The organism is Ferrovibrio sp. GW821-FHT12F09 (assembly GCF_058806775.1).
Genome location: NZ_JBXAPZ010000001.1, coordinates 552,775 through 571,621 on the forward strand (window position 1 = coordinate 552,775; position 18,847 = coordinate 571,621).

17 protein-coding genes are annotated in these 18,847 nt (G+C 63.1%); 10 read left to right on the forward strand and 7 right to left on the reverse strand.

Features of this window, described 5'->3' with window-relative positions; genetic code table 11:
* Nucleotides 1-70: 70 nt before the first annotated feature.
* The gene (locus AC1ROB_RS02865) at nt 71-3,253 is read right to left on the reverse strand and encodes an efflux RND transporter permease subunit (RefSeq protein WP_492972261.1); all 3,183 of its coding nucleotides are present in this window, start codon (nt 3,251-3,253) and stop codon (nt 71-73) included.
* Nucleotides 3,254-3,290: 37 nt separating this feature from the next.
* Nucleotides 3,291-4,475 carry an efflux RND transporter periplasmic adaptor subunit gene (locus AC1ROB_RS02870; protein WP_492972260.1) on the reverse strand — a complete coding sequence of 395 codons (1,185 nt, stop codon included), beginning with the start codon at nt 4,473-4,475 and terminating at the stop codon, nt 3,291-3,293.
* A gap of 499 nt (nt 4,476-4,974) precedes the next feature.
* On the opposite strand from AC1ROB_RS02870, the gene AC1ROB_RS02875 reads away from it, so the two are divergent.
* Nucleotides 4,975-7,314, forward strand: coding sequence for a methyl-accepting chemotaxis protein (locus tag AC1ROB_RS02875; RefSeq protein ID WP_492972259.1), 2,340 nt, complete (start codon nt 4,975-4,977; stop codon nt 7,312-7,314).
* Between the two features lie 12 nt (nt 7,315-7,326).
* Here the strand turns inward: AC1ROB_RS02875 and hemJ are convergent, their stop codons facing one another.
* The 3 genes from hemJ to hemE are packed head-to-tail and all read right to left on the reverse strand — an operon-like array spanning nt 7,327 to nt 9,928.
* A complete protein-coding gene (gene hemJ, locus AC1ROB_RS02880; RefSeq protein WP_492972258.1) occupies nt 7,327-7,752 on the reverse strand; it encodes a protoporphyrinogen oxidase HemJ in 426 nt (141 codons plus the stop codon).
* 11 nt (nt 7,753-7,763) lie between these two features.
* Nucleotides 7,764-8,792, reverse strand: a complete 1,029-nt coding sequence (gene hemH, locus AC1ROB_RS02885; RefSeq protein ID WP_492972257.1) for a ferrochelatase — start codon at nt 8,790-8,792, stop codon at nt 7,764-7,766.
* A gap of 50 nt (nt 8,793-8,842) precedes the next feature.
* Complete coding sequence (hemE, locus tag AC1ROB_RS02890) at nt 8,843-9,928, reverse strand: uroporphyrinogen decarboxylase (protein WP_492972256.1); 1,086 nt, start codon at nt 9,926-9,928, stop codon at nt 8,843-8,845.
* A 396-nt stretch (nt 9,929-10,324) separates the two neighbouring features.
* Between hemE and AC1ROB_RS02895 the strand changes: the two genes are divergently transcribed.
* The 8 genes from AC1ROB_RS02895 (at nt 10,325) to AC1ROB_RS02930 (ending at nt 16,805) form a co-directional block, all read left to right on the forward strand.
* Complete coding sequence (locus tag AC1ROB_RS02895) at nt 10,325-11,191, forward strand: pyruvate, water dikinase regulatory protein (RefSeq protein WP_492972255.1); 867 nt, start codon at nt 10,325-10,327, stop codon at nt 11,189-11,191.
* Entirely contained in the window at nt 11,188-11,781 is a 594-nt protein-coding gene (locus AC1ROB_RS02900) for a Maf family protein (protein WP_492972254.1), read from the forward strand. The genes AC1ROB_RS02895 and AC1ROB_RS02900 overlap by 4 nt, the downstream gene beginning before the upstream one ends.
* Nucleotides 11,778-12,629 carry a shikimate dehydrogenase gene (locus AC1ROB_RS02905; RefSeq protein WP_492972253.1) on the forward strand — a complete coding sequence of 284 codons (852 nt, stop codon included), beginning with the start codon at nt 11,778-11,780 and terminating at the stop codon, nt 12,627-12,629. The genes AC1ROB_RS02900 and AC1ROB_RS02905 overlap by 4 nt, the downstream gene beginning before the upstream one ends.
* Nucleotides 12,630-12,690: 61 nt before the next feature.
* Nucleotides 12,691-12,921: a type II toxin-antitoxin system Phd/YefM family antitoxin gene (locus tag AC1ROB_RS02910; protein ID WP_492972252.1), complete on the forward strand. Its 231-nt coding sequence runs from the start codon at nt 12,691-12,693 to the stop codon at nt 12,919-12,921.
* Nucleotides 12,921-13,298, forward strand: a complete 378-nt coding sequence (locus AC1ROB_RS02915) for a type II toxin-antitoxin system VapC family toxin (RefSeq protein ID WP_492972251.1) — start codon at nt 12,921-12,923, stop codon at nt 13,296-13,298. Before AC1ROB_RS02910 ends, AC1ROB_RS02915 begins: the two co-directional genes overlap by 1 nt.
* Entirely contained in the window at nt 13,295-13,897 is a 603-nt protein-coding gene (gene coaE / locus AC1ROB_RS02920) for a dephospho-CoA kinase (protein ID WP_492972250.1), read from the forward strand. Before AC1ROB_RS02915 ends, coaE begins: the two co-directional genes overlap by 4 nt.
* Complete coding sequence (dnaQ, locus tag AC1ROB_RS02925) at nt 13,897-14,586, forward strand: DNA polymerase III subunit epsilon (RefSeq protein WP_492972249.1); 690 nt, start codon at nt 13,897-13,899, stop codon at nt 14,584-14,586. Before coaE ends, dnaQ begins: the two co-directional genes overlap by 1 nt.
* Nucleotides 14,587-14,693: 107 nt before the next feature.
* The gene (locus AC1ROB_RS02930; protein WP_492972248.1) at nt 14,694-16,805 is read left to right on the forward strand and encodes a hybrid sensor histidine kinase/response regulator; all 2,112 of its coding nucleotides are present in this window, start codon (nt 14,694-14,696) and stop codon (nt 16,803-16,805) included.
* A gap of 2 nt (nt 16,806-16,807) precedes the next feature.
* Here the strand turns inward: AC1ROB_RS02930 and AC1ROB_RS02935 are convergent, their stop codons facing one another.
* Entirely contained in the window at nt 16,808-17,347 is a 540-nt protein-coding gene (locus AC1ROB_RS02935; protein WP_492972247.1) for a PAS domain-containing protein, read from the reverse strand.
* 89 nt (nt 17,348-17,436) lie between these two features.
* Complete coding sequence (secB, locus tag AC1ROB_RS02940; protein ID WP_492972246.1) at nt 17,437-17,919, reverse strand: protein-export chaperone SecB; 483 nt, start codon at nt 17,917-17,919, stop codon at nt 17,437-17,439.
* 229 nt (nt 17,920-18,148) lie between these two features.
* Between secB and AC1ROB_RS02945 the strand changes: the two genes are divergently transcribed.
* Complete coding sequence (locus tag AC1ROB_RS02945) at nt 18,149-18,847, forward strand: Tim44/TimA family putative adaptor protein (RefSeq protein WP_492972245.1); 699 nt, start codon at nt 18,149-18,151, stop codon at nt 18,845-18,847.

The following is an 18,847-nucleotide window of genomic DNA, read 5'->3' on the forward strand; positions in this document are numbered from 1 at the left end:
CATAAAACGATAATGGCCGGGGATTGCTCCCCGGCCATTGCCGCAAAAAATCTTGTTTCTCGGCGTCGGATTATTCGCCCGGCTGTACCGCTGGCGGGTGTGCCGGAGGAACATCCTTGGTTTTCCGCCGTCCGATGATCAGGCCGCGCAACACCACGTAGAACACCGGCGTGAGGAACAGACCCACCAGGGTGACGCCGATCATGCCGGAGAACACCGCCGTGCCAAGCGCACGACGCATTTCCGCACCGGCGCCAACCGCGGTAACCAGCGGCAGCACACCCAGGATGAAGGCAAACGCCGTCATCAGAATGGGGCGCAGACGCAGGCGGCAGGCCTCGATCACCGCTTCCGACGGCGACTTGCCCTCGGCTTCCAGCTGGCGGGCGAATTCCACGATCAGGATCGCGTTCTTCGCCGCCAGGCCGATCAGCACCACAAGGCCGATCTGCACCAGCACATTGTTGTCGATGCCGACGACCCAGACGCCGAGCAGGGCGAACAGCACACTCATCGGCACGATCAGCATGATGGCCAGCGGCAACACCCAGCTTTCATACTGGGCCGCCAGGGCCAGGAAGACGAACACCACCGCCAGGATGAAGATGTAGGTGGCGGTGTTGCCGGTCGAACGCTCCTGCAGGGCCAGTTCGGTCCATTCAAAGCTCTGGCCCGGCTCCAGCACCTGGTTGGCGAGGCCCTCCATGATCTGCAACGACTGGCCGGTCGACACGCCCGGCGGCGTGTTGCCCTGCAGCGGCACCGATACAAAGGTGTTGTAGCGCTGCAGCAGGTCGGGGCCGGCGGTCTCCCTGATTTCAACCAGCGTGCCCAGCGGCACCAGGTCACCGGTGGCCGAGCGAACCTTCAGACGCGAGATGTCCTCCTTGTTGAGGCGGAACTGCGCATCCGCCTGGGCGCGCACCTGGAAGATACGGCCAAAGGCGTTGAAGTCGTTCACATAGGCCGAGCCGAGATTGACCTGCAGCGTTTCGAACACATTCGACAGCGGCACGTTCAGCATCTGCGCCTTGGTGCGGTCGATGTTCAGGAAGATCTGCGGCGAGGTGGCCGAGAAGGTGGTGAACACCCCGGTCACGCCCGGCGTCTGCATGGCCATGCCCATGATCTGGTAGGCCTTGGCCAGCAGCGGCCGCACGTCATCGCTGGTGCGGCTCTGCAGCTGCATCTTGAAGCCGCCGCCCGAACCGATGCCGGGCACCGCCGGCGGCGGCACCGCGATCACGAAGGCTTCCTCGATACCCTGCAGCTTGCCGATCATCTGGCCGATGATGGCCGTCGATGTCAGGCCCTGCGGCAGACGCTCATGGAAGGGCGTGAAGGTGGTGAACATCACCGAGGCATTGGTGGCGTTGGTGAAGGTCGCACCGTTGAAGCCCGGAATGGCCACCACATGCGCCACGCCCGGCGTGCCCTCGATCATCTTGGTCGCCTTCTGCGTCACCGCGTCGGTGCGGCCGAGCGCGGCGCCGTCGGGCAGCTGGATGACGACGATGGCATAGCCGCGATCGAGCGGCGGGATGAAGCCCGGCGGCACGGTGCGGAACATGAAGAAGGTCGCCGCCACCAGCAGGGCATAGACGCCCAGCATCATCACGCGACGCGTGATGATGCCGCCAACGCCCTTGGCATAGGCGTTGCTGGTCTTGTCGAAGCCGGTGTTGAACTTGTGCGCCGCCAGCTGCACCCAGCGCATGGGCGCGAACTTCGACTCATGGCCGGCTTCGTGCTTGCGCAGCAGGATGGCGCCCAGCGCCGGCGAGAGCGTCAGCGAGTTGAAGGCTGACAGGATCGTCGCGGTGGCGATGGTGAGCGCGAACTGCTTGTAGAACTGCCCGGTGATGCCGGGGATGAAGGCGGTGGGAATGAACACCGCCGACAGCACCACGGCAATCGCGATCACCGCGGTGCCCACCTCGTCCATGGTTTCATGCGCCGCATCGCGCGGGCTCATGCCCAGCGCGATGTTACGCTCGATGTTTTCCACCACCACGATGGCGTCGTCGACCACGATGCCGATGGCCAGCACCAGGCCGAACAGGCTGAGCACGTTCAGCGTGAAGCCGAAGGCCAGCATGACGGCGAAGGTGCCGATCAGCGAGACCGGGATGGCGAGGATCGGGATCAGCGAGGCGCGCCAGTTCTGCAGGAAGACCAGCACCACCAGCGCGACCAGGATGATCGCCTCGATCAGCGTCTTGTAGACCTCGCGCACCGATTCCGCGATGAACTCGGTCGGATTGTAGATGATGGTGTATTCCAGGCCCGGCGGGAAATCCTTCTGCAGCTCGTTCATCTTCTTGATGACCGATTCAGAGGTCTCCAGCGCGTTGGTGCCCGGACGCTGGAACACGCCGAGCGCAATCGCGGTCTGGCCGTCGAGATAGCTGCGGCTGTTGTAGTCCTTGGCGCCGAGCTCGACGCGGGCGACGTCTTCCAGCTTGACCAGGCGGCCATCGGCCGAGGCCTTGATGATCACGTTGCGGAACTGGCGCACATCCTCGAAGCGGCCCTGCGTCGTCACAATGGCCTGCAAGGCATTGTAGTCCGGCGCCGGCTGCTGGCCGAGGCCACCACCGGAAACCTGCACATTCTGCGCCTGCAGCGAGGCGACGACATCGGCGCCCGACAAGCCATAGGCCGAGAGACGGTTGGGGTCGAGCCAGATGCGGATGGCGTATTCGCTGCCGCCGAAGATCTGGATGTTGCCCACGCCGTCCAGCCGCAGCAGCTGGTCGCGGATGCGCAGCTGCATGTAGTTGGCGATATAGAGCTGGTCGTAGGTCTTATCGGGCGACAGCAGATGCACGACCATGAGGAAGTCACCGGCCTGCTTGCGGGTGGTGATGCCCTGGCGGCGCACTTCTTCGGGCAGGCGCGGCTCGGCGATGGTGACGCGGTTCTGCACCTGCACCTGCGCGGTATCCAGATCGGTGCCGGGCTTGAAGGTGACGGTGAGCTGCATCAGGCCGTCGGCGGTGGAATACGACGACATGTAGAGCAGGTTTTCGATGCCGGTGATTTCCTGCTCGATCGGCGTCGCCACCGTGCGGGCCAGCGTCTCGGCATCGGCGCCAGGATAGCTGGCTGACACATTGATCTGCGGCGGCGCGATTTCGGGATATTCCGAAACCGGCAGGTTGAGGAAGGCGATCACGCCGATGATCACCGTCACGATGGAGACCACCGCGGCAAAGATCGGCCGATCAACGAAGAAATGTCCGAATTTCATAACTGCCTCGCGGCGAAAAAGAAATTTATAAGGTGGCTTACTTCGGCGCCTGCTGGCCCTGAGGCGCGGCCAGCGCCATCAAGCCCTGCCACACCAGCGGCAGGGTGATCGGCTGCGGCGTCACCTTGCCGCCGCCCAGACGCACGCGCTGCAGGCCATTGATTACCACCGTGTCATCGGCCTTCAGGCCTTCGCGCACAATGCGATAATTGTCGGTGCGCGAGCCCACCTTGACCGGGCGCTGCTGTACGGCGCCGCCTTCGCCCACCACATAGACATAGCGGCGGTCAAGATCGGTCAGGATGGCTTCGTCGGGAATCAGCACGCCGGTATATTCCGGGCTGCCGGGCACGGCGACGCGGCCGAACAGGCCCGGCGTCAGGAACAGGTCCTTGTTCTCGAAGATCGCACGCAGGCGCATGGTGCCGGTGGCGGTATCGATGCGGTTGTCGGTGAAGTCGAGCACGCCCTTGTGCACGAAGGTCTTCTCGTCGGTCAGCTGTACCGCGACCGGCAGACCCTTGCCGTTGCCGGTATTGCCGTTCTGCTTGGCGATACGGGCATAGCTCAGATACGAACGCTCATCGATGTCGAAGTAGAAATACACCGGATCGAGCTGCACGATGGTGGTCAGCAGCGTCTCGTTCTCGCGCACCAGGTTGCCTTCGGTGACCAGCTTGCGCGAGATGCGGCCGGCAATCGGCGCACGCACTTCGGTGAAGCTGTAATTCAGCCGCGAGGTTTCCACGGCGGCGCGGGCACCGGCGATGTTGGCCTGGGCGGCCAGGAAGGTCTGGCGGCGCTGGTCCAGTGTGGCGGCCGCAGCGGCGCCGGTCTGGGTCAGCTTCTGGTACCGCTCGTATTCCACCCGCGCCAAGTCGAGTTCAGTCTGGCGGCTGTTCAGCGTGGCCTGCGCCTGGTTCAGTGCGGCCTGATAGGTGCGGCGGTCGATGGTGAACAGCAGGTCGCCCTGGTTGACCGTGGCACCGTCCTGGAAATGCACGCTCTCCAGATAGCCGTTCACCCGGGCGCGGACTTCCACGGCCCCGATGGCATCGAAGCGGCCGGTATATTCATCCATCTCGATGATCGGCTTGGCCAGGGGCTTGGCCACCGTCACCGGCGGCGGACCGCCCTGGGCCAGCGCGTCTGCGCCCAGAAGACCGAAACCGACCAGAGCAGCCATCATCAGGCTGCTTTTACGAACCAAACCAAACGACATTGGGAGACCCCCGCTTTTTTGCATACGCGAAGTTGAGAAAATTGAGGTGCAAAGCTGTAAGGCGCTGGTGACGATACGGGAAGCGGACTGAAACACTCCTGTGATCGTCGGCACCAAAAGCTCGCGAGCCGATACCTTACCGCAACCGGATCGGCACTCGCAGTGCAACATTGCACCCCGTCATCCTGTGATTACGTCACAGGTCAAGAGTGTGCGGAAATAGCACACAGGTATATGAAACACAACATGAACATTATTTTCTTACAATACGTTGCGGGCTGGAGCCGCACAAAAAATCAGTTGCAAACACCACCTTCCGTATTCGATGTAACCCCCAACCGACAACTTTAAGCGTATAACGCCTTCTCAAAATTAACTAATGAAATCATAATGTTATTGGATGTTTAGTTCTTGGCACTTCCTCTATGCTGTATCCAGCCGGTTACAAAAAATGCTGCGCCCGCAGCCCTAACCACACCGGCCCATCGGGGGATTTATTATGCTGAAAACCTTCCGTTTGCGTACGATTTTGTACCTGTCCTTCGGTTTGCTTGCTGCTTTGGCAATCGTTCCGCTAGCGCGCGGCGGCTGGGAAGCGGCAAAGAGTTATCGCGAAGCCAGGGCGGTCGAGAGCTTCGCCGCAGCCGAGGGCGCCTTCATCAGCGGTGCCTACAACATCTTGATGGAGCGCCTGTACATCAACAACGCCTACGCCGCTGCTGTGCCGGTGCCGGGCAATGTCCGCGGCGAGATCGATGCCTATCGCAAGAGCGCCGTCTCCGGACTGGACCACGGTATCGGCGTGATCCGCGCCCTCAGCTTCAACAACCGGGACAAGCTGGTCGGCGACTATGATACCGCCGCTCAGGCGGTGGTGCGCATGCGGCCACAGATCGACGCTCAGCTGGCCAAGCCAGGCCCTGAGCGCGATGCCCAGCTCATCAAAGATTTCTTCCCAGCAATGACCAAGCTGTCGCTAACCGCCGAATTGCTGTGGACGGCAGCGGTCAACGATCAGACTCTCGACCAGGGTATCCAGCAGCGTTACGTACTGCTAAAGCAGCTTGGCTGGATGATGCGCAACACGGCAGGCTTCGAGCGCTCCGATATTTCTGGTGCGATTGGCCGCGCCCAGCCGATCACCCCTGAGGTCCAGGCCCGGATCAAGGGCATTCGCGCCAAGGTCGATGGCTACTGGGGCATGGCAACCGAGGCCGCCATCGATCCGCGCATCGATCCGATCGTACGCACCGCGCTCGGTATCGCCAACCAGAAATACATGACCGAGTTCCGCAAGCTCAACGACGACATGATCAAGCTGAGCGACGAGGGCAAGCCTTATCCGACGACACTGACCGATTACGTGCCGCTGACCACCGCACTGATGGGCACGCTGCTTGATGTGATGTACAAGGCCGGCGAAGCCAGCGTGAAGGATGCCGGCAAGATTGCCGGTCAGGCCACGGCAGCACTCGTCATTGATCTGACGCTGCTGCTGGTTGCCATCGTCGTCGCCATCGTTGCGCTGCTTCTGGTGGCCCGCCGCGTCATCCGTCCGATCGATGCCACACGACAGACAGTCGCAGAGCTCGCCAAAGGCAATAATGCCGTCACGGTATCCTATACCGACAGCCAAGACGAGATCGGCGAGATGGCTCGTGCCGTCGCCGTGTTCAAGCGCAATGCCGAAGAGAAGATCGAGCTGGAACAGCGCCGGGCCGCCGAAAGCGCACAGTTCGAGACCGAGCGCAAGGCGCAGGAACAGCGTTTTGAAAGCGTGATCGGCGAGGTGGTGATGGCCGCCGCCCATGGTGACCTGTCGCGTCGCGTGGAAACCCGTGGCCTTGATGGTGTGCTGCTACGCGTCGGCGAAGAGGTCAACACCTTCGTCGCCAAAACCGATGAGGTAATCCGCGACGTAAGCAATATCGCCGACCGCATGGCCCATGGCGATCTGCGCAGCCGCGTGTCAAGCGACTTCCAGGGCCGCTTCGGTGCGCTGGGCAACTCCATCAACGCGATGGGCGATCGCCTGCGCGATATCGCCGGCCAGCTCAACACCAGTACCGATGCCATTGCGGCTGCCTCGGCCGAGATTTCCACTGGCAGCCAGGATCTCGCGCAACGCACGGAAAGCCAAGCGGCATCGATCGAAGAAACCGCGGCGTCTATGCACGAGATCACGACCACCGTGAAGCAGAATGCGGACAATGCCCAGGCCGCTAACCAGCTGGCCGTTGCTGCGCGCGACACTGCAGAAAAGGGCGGCGGCATTGTTGCCGACGCAGTGGTTGCGGTGACCAGGATTGAAGGAAGTGCTCAGAAGATTTCTGACATCATCGGCCTGATCGACGAGATCGCCTTCCAGACCAACCTACTCGCATTGAATGCCAGCGTGGAAGCAGCGCGTGCTGGCGAGGCCGGTAAGGGCTTTGCGGTGGTGGCGCAGGAAGTCCGCGCCCTGGCCCAGCGCTCCGCCAACGCCTCCAAAGACATAAAGGCGCTGATCGCCGAGTCCAATGCGCAGGTGAAGACCGGCGCCGCACTGGTCAACCAGACCGGCTCGTCGCTGACCGAGATAGTCAGCGCCATCAAGAAGGTGTCCGATATCGTTGCCGAGATTGCTGCTGCCAGCCGCGAGCAGGCCACCGGGCTCGAGCAGGTGAACACCGCCGTCGGACAGATGGATGAGATGACCCAGCGCAACGGCGCCCTGGTGGAAGAGACATCCGCCTCGGCTCAGGCGTTGGCCGATCAAGGCCGCCAGCTTGCCGAACTGGTCGGTTTCTTCAAGCTGGGCGCAGCCCCATCGCTGCGCGTGGTGCGCGCCGCGGAATAAGCTGCGGCCTACTCAGAAAGGCTTGAGGATCACCAGCAGGACGATCCCGATCATCAGCACCGTCGGGATTTCGTTCACCAGGCGATAGAAGCTCTGGCTGCGGGTGTTGCGATCCTGCTCGAAGGCGCGCTGCCAGCCCACCATGTTGCCGTGGATCGCCTGCATGCCCATGACCAGGGCGAACTTGGCCCAGAACCACGGCTGGTCCCAGTGATGGCCGAGCCAGACCATGGTACCGCCAAAAATCCAGGCTGCGCCCATGGCCGGATTGATGATCGCCTTGAGCAGACGGCGCTCCATCAGCTTGAAGGTCTCGGATTCCTTCGAGCCGGGTTCGGCGGCGGCGTGATAGACGAACAGCCGCGGCAGATACAGCATACCCGCCATCCAGGCGATGATCGAAATGATGTGCAGGGCTTTCAGCCACTCATAGAGCATCGCGGTTTCTCTCAGGACTTGCAGATGCAGCGCCGCCAGGCCGTGCCGCAGGGTCGTTCGCCGCTGCCGCAGCGGGGCTGCGCATCATACTGCGCGCGTCGCACCAAACCGGCCAGACCGGCGATGAAATCAGGGTGTACGCCCACGGTCGGCACGCGGATATACGCCTTCGCACCGTTATGCTGCGCAAGTTCGGCATATTCGATATCGAGTTCCACCAGGGTTTCGGAATGCTCCGATACGAAAGCCACCGGCACAACGACAATGGCGCGACCGTCTTTCGCTGCTCGGGTGATTTCCGCATCGGTCGATGGGCCGATCCATTCCAGCGGACCGACACGGCTCTGGTAGCAGATCTGCGTTTCCAGATCGGGGCGATTGAGTTGCCGCAGGATAGCCGCAACGCCGCGCTCGACCTGCATCTGATAGGGATCGCCGTCGCTCACCACCTTCTTCGGCAGGCCATGGGCCGAAAAAAGAATCCGCACCGGGCCCTGCGCTTCGGCTTTCGACAGATGATCGCGCAGCAAGGTTGTCTGCGCTGCGATAAAACCAGGCTCGTCAGGATAGCAGCCGATCGCCGCCGTCGGCACCGTCAGTCCGGCCTTTGCCGCCGCGCGATGCCAGTCCCGCAGCGACGAGGCCGTGGTGGTGGTGGAGAATTGCGGATAGAGCGGCAGCAGCACGACGCGCTCTGCACCCCAGTCCTTCGCGGCTTTTGCCGCCTCATGGCCGAACGGATGCCAGTAACGCATGGCAATGAAAACGCGATAGTCGTCGCTGCCCAGCGAGACCTTCAATGCCGCGGCCTGCGCTTCGGTCTGCGGCAGGATCGGCGAACGACCGCCCATATGCGCATAGATTTCCGCAGCCTTCGGCGCGCGTCGCGACGAGATCAGTTTCGCCAACAGCCAGCGGAACGGCTGCGGCAGGCGGATGATCGCCGCATCGTTGAACAGGTTGAACAGGAAAGGCTCGACAGCGCTCTGGCTGTCAGGTCCTCCGAGGTTGAACAGGATGACGGCGGTCTTCTGGGGCATGATGGCGAAGACCTAGCACGAAGGGGCGATGCGGCCAGCCTGAGAAAGACTCATGCCGCCGCCTCGGTGCCCTTCACCAGACACACCAACTCCTCCACATGCCGCACCGGCGTTTCCGGCACGATGCCATGGCCAAGATTGAAGATATGGTTGCGACCCTGGAAGGTACGCAAAAGACGCTGCACGCCTTCGGCCAGTGCCGGTCCGCCGACCACCAGCAGGCGCGGATCGAGATTGCCCTGCACCACATGCCGGTTCCACAGGTGATCCTTCGACCAGCCGAGCGGCATGGTGTAATCCAGTCCCAACGCATCGGCACCGGTGGCCGCGGCATAGCCGTCATACAGCGCGCCGGCGCCGCGCGGGAAGGCGATGACCGGAACGGTCGGATGCTTCGCCTTCAGCGCCGCAATGATCTTACGCACCGGCTCGATGCAGAACCGGCGGAATTCGTTCTCCGGCAGCACACCGGCCCAGGTGTCGAACAGCTGTACCACTTCGGCGCCGGCCTGAATCTGGCGGTCCAGGTAACTCACCGTTGCCTCGGTCAGGATGTCCATCAGGACCTGCAGACCCAGCGGGTTGCCGAAGGCCCAGGTCTTGGCAGCGGCAAAATCCTTCGAACCGCGGCCTTCGAGCATATAGGTCGCAACCGTCCAGGGAGCCCCGGCAAAGCCGATCAGGGTGCAGCTGGGGGGGAGGGCCGCCTTGATACGCCCGACCGCCTCGTAGACCGGTCCCAGCGTCTTGTGGATGCCAGCAGGGTTCAGCCGGACCAACTCACCGTCGGTCCGGATAGCATCCAGCACCGGTCCCTCGTTTTCCTTGAAGGCCAGATGCTGGCCCAGGGCCTGCGGGATCAGCAGGATATCGGCGAACAGGATGGCGGCATCGAAGCCGAAACGCCGGATCGGCTGCAGCGTCACCTCGGCAGCCAGTTCAGGGTTGTAGCAAAGATCAAGGAAACTGCCGGCCTGGGCGCGGACCTCGCGGTATTCCGGCAGGTAGCGGCCTGCTTGGCGCATCAGCCACAGGGGCGGACGTGCACTCGGCAAGCCGGCCAAGGTGCGAAGGAGGGGTTTGCTCGGCTGCTGTGCTGATTGCCCCGGGGCCGGGGTCTGAGGAACAAGGGTCATCACTTATTCCTTTCCTATTTTATATATAATTTAAAGAGGTAGTGGTTGCAGTAGTGCGGTGAGTCCTGGGGATACTCCGGGACTCAGGCTCTGCCCCGGATTCCATCCCGCGGATGGCCTGCTGCCGGGAAAACCTGCCCTGGCGGGGATAAACCCGTTAAAACCGGTGCGACTCCGACGCTGTTCGGTGCTGGGGATCATGGGGATAACGGGGACGATGACCGGATGATGGCGGCATTGTGTCTCATCCCCGCTTTCCACAGGCCGGTCGGAAATTTGATCCTCCGGTGACAGGCTGGTTGCATGAAAAAGGCGTTCCGGGCATGAAAAGACGAGCGATGGGGATAACCCCTGCCTTATCCCGCTTATCCCCATAATCCCCCTGCCGGATTCCCGATGCAGAAAACTACCCGGCCGCATATCCACCTGGTCTCCGACGCCACCGGCGAAACGCTGAAGTCGGTGGCCAAGGCAGCACTCGTGCAGTTCCAGAAGTCGCAGGAAGAGGTGGAAACCCACACCTGGGCGCTGGTGCGCAAGCCGTTGCAGATGGAACGCGTGGTGGAGGCCATCGCCGCCATGGGCGGCCTGGTGCTGTTCACCATCGTCGACCAGGAATTGCGCGAAATCCTGATCAAGGGTTGCGCCAAGGCCAAGCTGCCGATCGTGCCGGTGCTGGATCCGGTGATCATGGCCTTTGGCAAATATCTGGGCGAGAAGGCGGTGAACCTGCCCGGCCGCCAGCACGAGCTGGATGCGGAATATTTCCATCGCATCGACGCCATGCATTTCACCATCGCCCATGATGATGGCCAGCATCTGGAAGATCTGGAGAAGGCCGACATCGTTCTGGTCGGTGTGTCGCGCACCTCCAAGACGCCGACCTCGATCTATTTGGCAAACAGAGGCTTCAAGACCGCCAATGTGCCGATCGTGCCGGGCCTTGTCATTCCGGACGAGGTCGAGACTCTGAAACAGCCGCTGGTCGTCGGTCTTACCACGTCGCCCGACCGTCTGGTCTCGATCCGCAAAAACCGTCTGATCTCGATGAACCAGAATACCGAGACGGCCTATGTGGACGACGAGCGCGTGAAAGAAGAACTCGTCATCGCCCGCAAACTCTGCAGCAAGCATAACTGGCCGATGATCGACGTGACCCGGCGCTCGATCGAGGAAACCGCCGCCGCGATCCTGAATCTGCATGCGCGGCGCGAAGAGCAGCGCAAGCAGCAGGATCTGGGCCTTGAAGGACCGAAGGCGTGAGCCTGATTCTTGCCTCGGCCAGCACCACGCGCGCCACCATGCTGCGCGCGGCCGGCCTCGATTTCCGCGTGCTGCCGGCCCGTGTGGATGAAGAGGAAATCAAGCTCGGCCTGAAAGCCGAAGGCGCCGGTATCCGCGATGCCGCGCAGGCGCTGGCCGAACTGAAGGCCCATCGCATCAGCCATGCCGAACCGGGCGATTTCGTCATCGCGGCGGATTCCATGCTGGCCTGCGAGCAGCGCTGGTACGACAAACCGCAGAACCGTGACGAGGCCCGCGACCATCTGCTGTCCCTGCGCGGCAAGACCCATGAGCTGGTCAGCGCCGTTGTGCTGGCGCGCGGCGGCAGCGTGATCTGGCGTCATATCGACGCGGCGAAGCTGACCATGCGCAATTTTTCCGACGGTTTCCTGGACGCCTATCTGGTCCAGGCCGGCGATGCGGTGCTGTCATCGGTCGGCTGTTACCAGCTTGAAGGCCTGGGTGCGCAGCTGTTCAGCAAAATCCAGGGCGACCACTTCACCATCCTCGGTCTGCCGTTGCTGCCGCTGCTGGATATCCTGCGCGAGAATAAAGTTCTGAGAGCATGAGTTCCGATACAGACGACGACATCCTGCCACGCGCCGGCGTGATCGGCTGGCCGGTCGACCATTCCCGGTCGCCGAAGCTGCATGGCTTCTGGCTGCAGCAGTATGGCATCCGCGGCCGCTACGACCGGCTGCCGGTGCCACCGGAGGAGGTCGGCGCCTTCCTGGCGGCGCTGCCGAAGGAACCCGGTTTTCGCGGCGTGAATGTCACCATTCCCCACAAGGTCGCCGTGCTGCCCTATCTGGCTGAGATCGATCCGGTGGCCAGGCGGATCGGTGCGGTGAACACTATCGCGGTGCAGCCCGATGGCAGCCTGCATGGCAGCAACACGGATGCCTTCGGTTTTCTCGCCTCGCTGCGCGCCGATGCGCCGAAGATGTGGCGCGCGGCCAATGGACCCGCCGTGGTGCTGGGGGCGGGGGGGGCCGCGCGGGCGGTGATGGTGTCTCTGCTGGATGCCGGCGCGCCGGAACTGCGTCTGACCAATCGCAGCCGCGACAAGGCCGAGGCCCTGGCCGCCGAATTCGGCGGCCGCGTGCTGGTCGTCGACTGGGAGGAGCGCGCCGCTGGCCTGGCCGGGGCGAACCTGCTGGTCAACACCACCAGCCTAGGCATGGGCGGCCAGCCGGCGCTGGACATCGCGCTGGACGATCTGCCGGCCACGGCGCTGGTCAACGACATCGTCTACACCCCCCTGGAAACCGACCTGCTGGCCCGGGCCCAGGCGCGCGGCAATCCGGTGGTGGACGGGTTGGGCATGCTGCTGCACCAGGGCCGCCCGGGCTTCGCAGCTTGGTTCGGCACCACCCCCGACGTCACCCCAGCCCTGCGCGCCGCCGTGCTGGCTTGACTTGGATTAGCTAAGTTAGCTAAGCTAACTTTCGCGGATTAGCTAAGCTAAGTGTAAGTCTATGACGATCCAAGTGAATATCCACGAGGCGAAGACCAGTCTGTCCAAGCTGATCGAGGCCGTGAAGCGTGGTGAGGATGTGGTGATCGCCCGCGCCGGCAAGCCGGAGGTGCGTCTGGTAATGGCCGAGACCGCCGTGCCCAAGGCGAAACGCCAGTTCGGCTTCCTCAAAGGGCAGATGCAGCTTGCCCCTGATTTCGAAACCGTTCGCCTGTTTCAGGATGAGCCGTGATGAGGCTGCTGCTCGACACCAACATCTTCGTCTGGGCGCTGAACGATCTGCAGGCGCTCGCCCCCTCGGCCCAGAGCATGCTGCAGGATGGTGATAACGAGCTGTTCGTCAGCATGGCCAGCCTCTGGGAGGTCGCCGCCAAGATGAGCGCCGGAAAGCTGCAAGCCGAGACCGACTGGGAGGCCTACCTGCCTCGGATGGGCGCCAGCCTGCTGCCCATTGAGGTCGCCCATGTCAGCGAAGTCGCCCGCCTGCCCAACCTGCCTGCCGATCCCTTCGACCGCATGCTCATTGCCCAGGCGCGCTGCGAAGACCTGATCCTGATGACCCGCGACAAGCATTTCGCCGATTACGATGTCACGGTGATGCCGGCATGATGAAGGTCGCGCTCACCGGTTCGATCGGCATGGGCAAGTCCACCGTGGGCAAGATGTTTGCCGCACTCGGCGTGCCGCTGTTCGACGCCGATGCCGCCGTGCATGCCCTTTATGCGCCGGGCGGGGCCGCGGTCGCGCCGATCCGGGCCGCCTTCCCCGAAGCCGTGGTCGACAATGCGGTGGATCGCGGCATCCTGTCGCGCCTGGTGCTGAACGATGCCGCCAGGATCAAGGCGCTGGAAGCGATTGTGCATCCGCTGGTGGGCCAGCTGCGCCAACAGTTCCTGGATGCCGCGGAGCAGCGCGGCGAACCCTTCGTGCTGCTGGATATCCCGCTGCTATTCGAAGGCCAGGGCCACAAGACCGCCGACGCCATCATCGTGGTCAGCGCGCCGGCCGGACATCAGCGCGACCGCGTGTTGGCGCGGCCGGGCATGACGGAAGACAAATTCGCCGCAATTCTGGCGCGCCAGGTGCCCGATGCCGAAAAGCGCCGCCTGGCCCATCATGTGATCGATACCGGCACCAGCCTGGATGAAACCGAGGCGCAGGTGAAAACCCTGGTTGCCGAATTGCGCCGCAAGGCAGGGGAAGCGTAATGCGCGAGATCGTGCTCGATACCGAAACCACCGGTTTCAAAGCCAACGAGGGCGACCGCCTGGTCGAGATCGGCTGCATCGAGCTGATCAATCACATCCCGACCGGCAATCACTTCCACAGATATCTCAATCCTGAACGTTCCATGCCGGAAGACGCTTTCAAGGTGCATGGCCTGTCGGACGAGTTTCTGAAGGACAAGCCGCTATTCGCCGCCGTGGCGCAGGAGTTCTGCGACTTCATCGGCGAGGATCCGCTGGTGATCCATAACGCCAGTTTCGATCTCAGCTTCCTGAATGCCGAACTGGCGCGGCTGTCGGGCATGCCGCATATCGCCATGGAACGCGCCATCGATACCGTGCGGCTGGCGCGCGCCAAATTCCCGGGCGCCCAGGTCAATCTCGATGCGCTGTGCCGTCGCTTCAGCATCGACAATTCGGCCCGCACCAAGCATGGCGCGCTGCTCGACGCGGAACTGCTGGCCGAGGTGTATCTCGAACTGATCGGCGGCCGGCAGCAGGGTCTTGGCCTGGCCGGGATCGAAGCGGGCGGACAGCAGCTGTCCACGGCGCCGATCCAGCGCGGCCCGGCCCGGCCGCCGCGACCCCATGCTCCCAGCGATGCAGAACTCGCGGCCCATGGCGCCTTTGTCGCAAAACTAAAAGACGCGCTCTGGCTCAAGGACGCATAAAGATTATTTTCCGATTACCTTATTGGAAACTCATTCTTTTTCCCCGGTAAACGCCGGTTAATCTGCAATCCACCCCCTCGTGGATATCACCCGCCCGGTTTCACCCCATGCGTCGCCTGCTGCATTTCAGCGCTGCCCTGTTCGGCGCCATCGTCCTGCTGCTCGCAGGTCTCAACCTCTATGTCTATACCGACCTGCGGCAGGCGGCGATCCGTGAGGAAACCGGCGATCTGGAGCGGCAGGCCGAACTGCGCGGCCAGGAAATCGAAAACTCGCTGCAGAGCATCCGGTTTGCGCTGGAAAAAATCGAACTGCTGTGGACGCTCAATGGCAATGAGGCCGAATGGCTGCATCACCAGCTCAAGGGCCTGGAACAGCAGCTGACCTATGTGCGCGCGCTGACCATCATCAGCGCCACCGGCGACGGGCTGCACACGTCCCGCACTTATCCGGTGCCGGCGCTGAATGTCGCGCCATTTCCGGTGATCGCCTATCACATCAATGGCGGAGCCGACAAATTCAATCTCGGCATGCCGACCAAGAGCACCATCGACGGCGACTGGCAGCTGCCGCTCAGCATGGCCGTGCGCGGCAGCGACGGAACGCTGCGCGCCATCGTCGTCGCCATTATCGATCCGCGCGCCTATGCCAAGGCGTTTGAAAGCGCCGTGGCCGAAGGCGATTACGTCACGCTGCTGACCCGCGACCTGCATCTCATCTCCCGCTCGCCCTGGCTGGAGAGCGAAATCGGCCAGTCCCTGGCGCGCACGAGTGCCTATCAGGCCCTGGACGCCAGCGGCCAGAATGCGATCAGCGGCATTTATGCCAACCCCTTCACGGGCGTACAGCGCATCGCCGCGGTGCGGCGTCTGTTCGATGGTAAGCTGGTGATCTCCAGCTCGCGGCCGCTGATTGCCGGCATCGCCGGGTGGCGCTCGCAGGCCATCATCATCAGTGTGATTTCCGGCGTGATTCTTCTGCTCGGCGGACTGGGTGTGTATGTCGCGCTGCGCATGCTGGTGGACCGCGACCGCAAGGCACAGGCGCTGGCGCGGCTGAATCACGAGCTGCAGGAACAGACGGCGCGCGCCGAGCGGCTGGTCACGGTGAAAAGTGAATTCCTCGCCACCATGAGTCACGAAATCCGCACGCCGATGAATGGCGTTCTGGGCATGGCGCAGGCGCTGGAAAATCTGCCGCTGGATGCCACCGCGCGCGACTATGTTGGCGTTATCCGTGAGTCGGCCGAAGGGCTGCTGGGCATCATCAACGACATCCTGGATTTCTCGCGGCTGGAAGCTGGCCGCCTGAAGGTTGCGCCCAGTGCCGTACGTCTGCCGGTCCTGATGGAATCGATGAGCGCGCTGTTTGCGCCGGCCTGCGCGCAAAAGCATCTTGCCTTCCGCACGGAACTCGATCCCGCAGCCCCTTTGAGTATCGAGACGGATCCGGTGCGGCTGCGCCAGATCCTGATCAACCTGCTGGGCAACGCCGTGAAGTTTACCGGCAAGGGCCAGGTCGTGTTGCGCGCCAGGAACCAGCCTATGCGCAATGGAGAGGCCGGCATCCGCTTCGAAGTTGCGGATACCGGTATCGGCATCGCCGCCTCGGCTCTGGGCAGTATTTTCGAACGCTTTGCCCAGGAAGATGCCTCCACGGCGCGTCAGTATGGCGGTACCGGGCTCGGGCTTGCGATCTGCCGCCGCCTTGCGACCCTGCTGGGCGGTGAAATCGGTTGCGAGAGCGAGAAGAGTGTCGGCTCCGTTTTCTGGCTGCATCTGCCGGCCGATATGGCCGATGACACGGATGATGCGGAGTTTGCGGCGCCACGGCCGCGCCGTCAGGATCACACGCCGCCCGACCTCCTGTGCGTGGATGACAATCACGTCAACCGCCGCATCATCGAAACCCTGATCAAGCCGTTCTGCCGCAGCCTGACCATGGCCTCCAGCGGGGCCGAGGCGATTGCCGCGGTTTCAAAGCGGCGTTTTGACGCCGTTCTGCTCGATATCCACATGCCGGACATGGATGGCGTCGAAACCCTGCATCACCTGCGGCGGCAGCCCAATGGCCGCGGTCTCTATGTGGTGGCGCTCACTGCGGATGTGGTGCCGGAAGCGCTGGCGCGTTACGACATGGCCGGCTTTGATGCCGTGGTGCCCAAGCCGGTCGAACTCGACCGCCTGCTCAGGGTGCTGGGCCTGTTGCCGCAGGACTGATTTCAGCGGCCGTCCAGATCGCTGAAGCAGAAGACCATGTCGACCGTCGACCCGTCGGTCGACAGCGGCATCAGCACCGAGCTGCTTGCCCGCAACGGCGACTGCCGCAATGAGCTGCCGTCTGGCAGGGCGCCGACGACCGGGTTATAGGTGTAAACCGGGATGCGCTTTTCGATGACGATGCGGTAATTCAGCATCACATCGTCACCGGGCACGCCGAGATGGGCGCCCATGTAATTTCCCTGCACCGGCTGGCCGGTCGGGTCGCGGCCGCGCAGGGCCACCTGGGCGGTGCCGACCAGGCGATAGCGCAGCCACGGCGGTTCCGCCAGAACTTCGGTGAGCAGGATGCCGGGCAGGAGGTCGGCGGGGATGTCCAGCGGATCTATGTCCTGGCGGCCCGGCATCTGCCGGTCGCCACGACGGATGTTCCAGTAATCCCAGATGCGCCGGATCGGCAGCGAGCACCGCTCAAGCAGTGCAGCGCCGAGCAGGCGTGGATATTTCGAGTTGCGGATATCGTCGTCGAGCGACCCGCTCACAGTTCCCCCTTATGACCCGTTGCCCTGCCGGGAACGGTCAGATTGCCGTCACCGACCGGCGGCGGCAAGGGGAAGTTGTGTTCTGCGGCTCAGGCCGTGCCCACGGGCTGGTCGGCCTGGGCTTCCTTGCTGCGCTGGTACTGCTGCACGAAGTCGATCGGGTCCAGCATCAGCGGCGGCATGCCGCCGTCGCGCGTCGCGTCGGCCACGATACGGCGGGCGAAGGGGAACAGCAGGCGCGGGGCTTCCACCAGCAGCAGGGGTTCGACATGGTCGGGCGGGATATTCGCCAGGGTGAACAGGCCGGCATAATGCAGGTCGACCACGAAGGCGACTTCGTCGCCATGCTTGGCTTCGCACAGGATGCGCAGGGTCACTTCGAACAGGCTGTCGTTGACGCGTTCGGCCTGGGTGCCGACATTGACCGAAATCTGCGGTGCCGACTGGACGCTGAACGTACGCGGCGCCATCGGATGCTCGAAGGAGAGATCCTTGGTGTATTGCGCGTTCAGGCCGAAGCGCGGCGCGTCGTCAGGGTTGAAACCGGGCGGCGGATTGGCGGTGTCGGTCATGACCGGCTGTCTCTCTGTCTTATCCAGTTCGCTGGGCCGGCTGTCCCTAGCATGATTTGCCGCAACCGAACAAGGCGGCAACCCTTGCCGCCGGCTGCGGCCGGCCTTGCAATACGGTGATTTCTCCTTATTTGCAGGAAATGCCGGTCTTCGGTCGGGGGCATGCGCTGCTGGACCGGCGCAGGCGGCAGGAGTAAATTCGCCCGAACAGGGCAAGACAGGCTTTTTCATGATGGGCGACGGTTTCCAGTTCCTCGATATTCTTCTGCTGGGTGCAATCGCCGGCTTTATCGCGCTGCGTCTGCGCGCGGTGCTGGGTCAGCGCACCGGCCATGAACAGAAACGCCGCCGGCCGCCCTTTGCCGATGCCGACGAGGCGGCCGACAAGCTGGACGATTCCGACGGCACCGTGGTCAACCTGCCCCGTCGCGACGATCCCGCCAAGCTGTCGGGCGATCCCGCCGCCGATGAACGCATTGCCCGCATCCGTGCCGTCGACCCCAGCTTCAACGGCGCCGAATTCCTCGAGGGCGCCAAATCCGCCTATGAAATGGTGGTCACCGCGTTTGCCGCCGGCGACAAGGAGGCCCTGCGGCCTCTGCTGTCGCGCGAGGTGTTCGACGATTTCGCCAGCGCCATCGACGACCGTGCCAAGCGCGGCGAGACCATGCAGACCACCTTTGTGGGCCTGCGCGGCAGCGCCATTGTCGATACCCAGGTGAACAACCGGATCGCCGAAGTGACCATCAAATTCGAGTCCGAGCTGATCACCGTGACCAAGGATGCCCAGGGCCACACCGTCGGCGGCCATGGCAATGCGGTGGAACAGGTCACCGATATCTGGACCTTTGCCCGCGATACGCGATCGCGCGACCCCAACTGGACGCTGATCGCCACCTCGGCGCCCACCGAAGCCGCGCCGACCTGA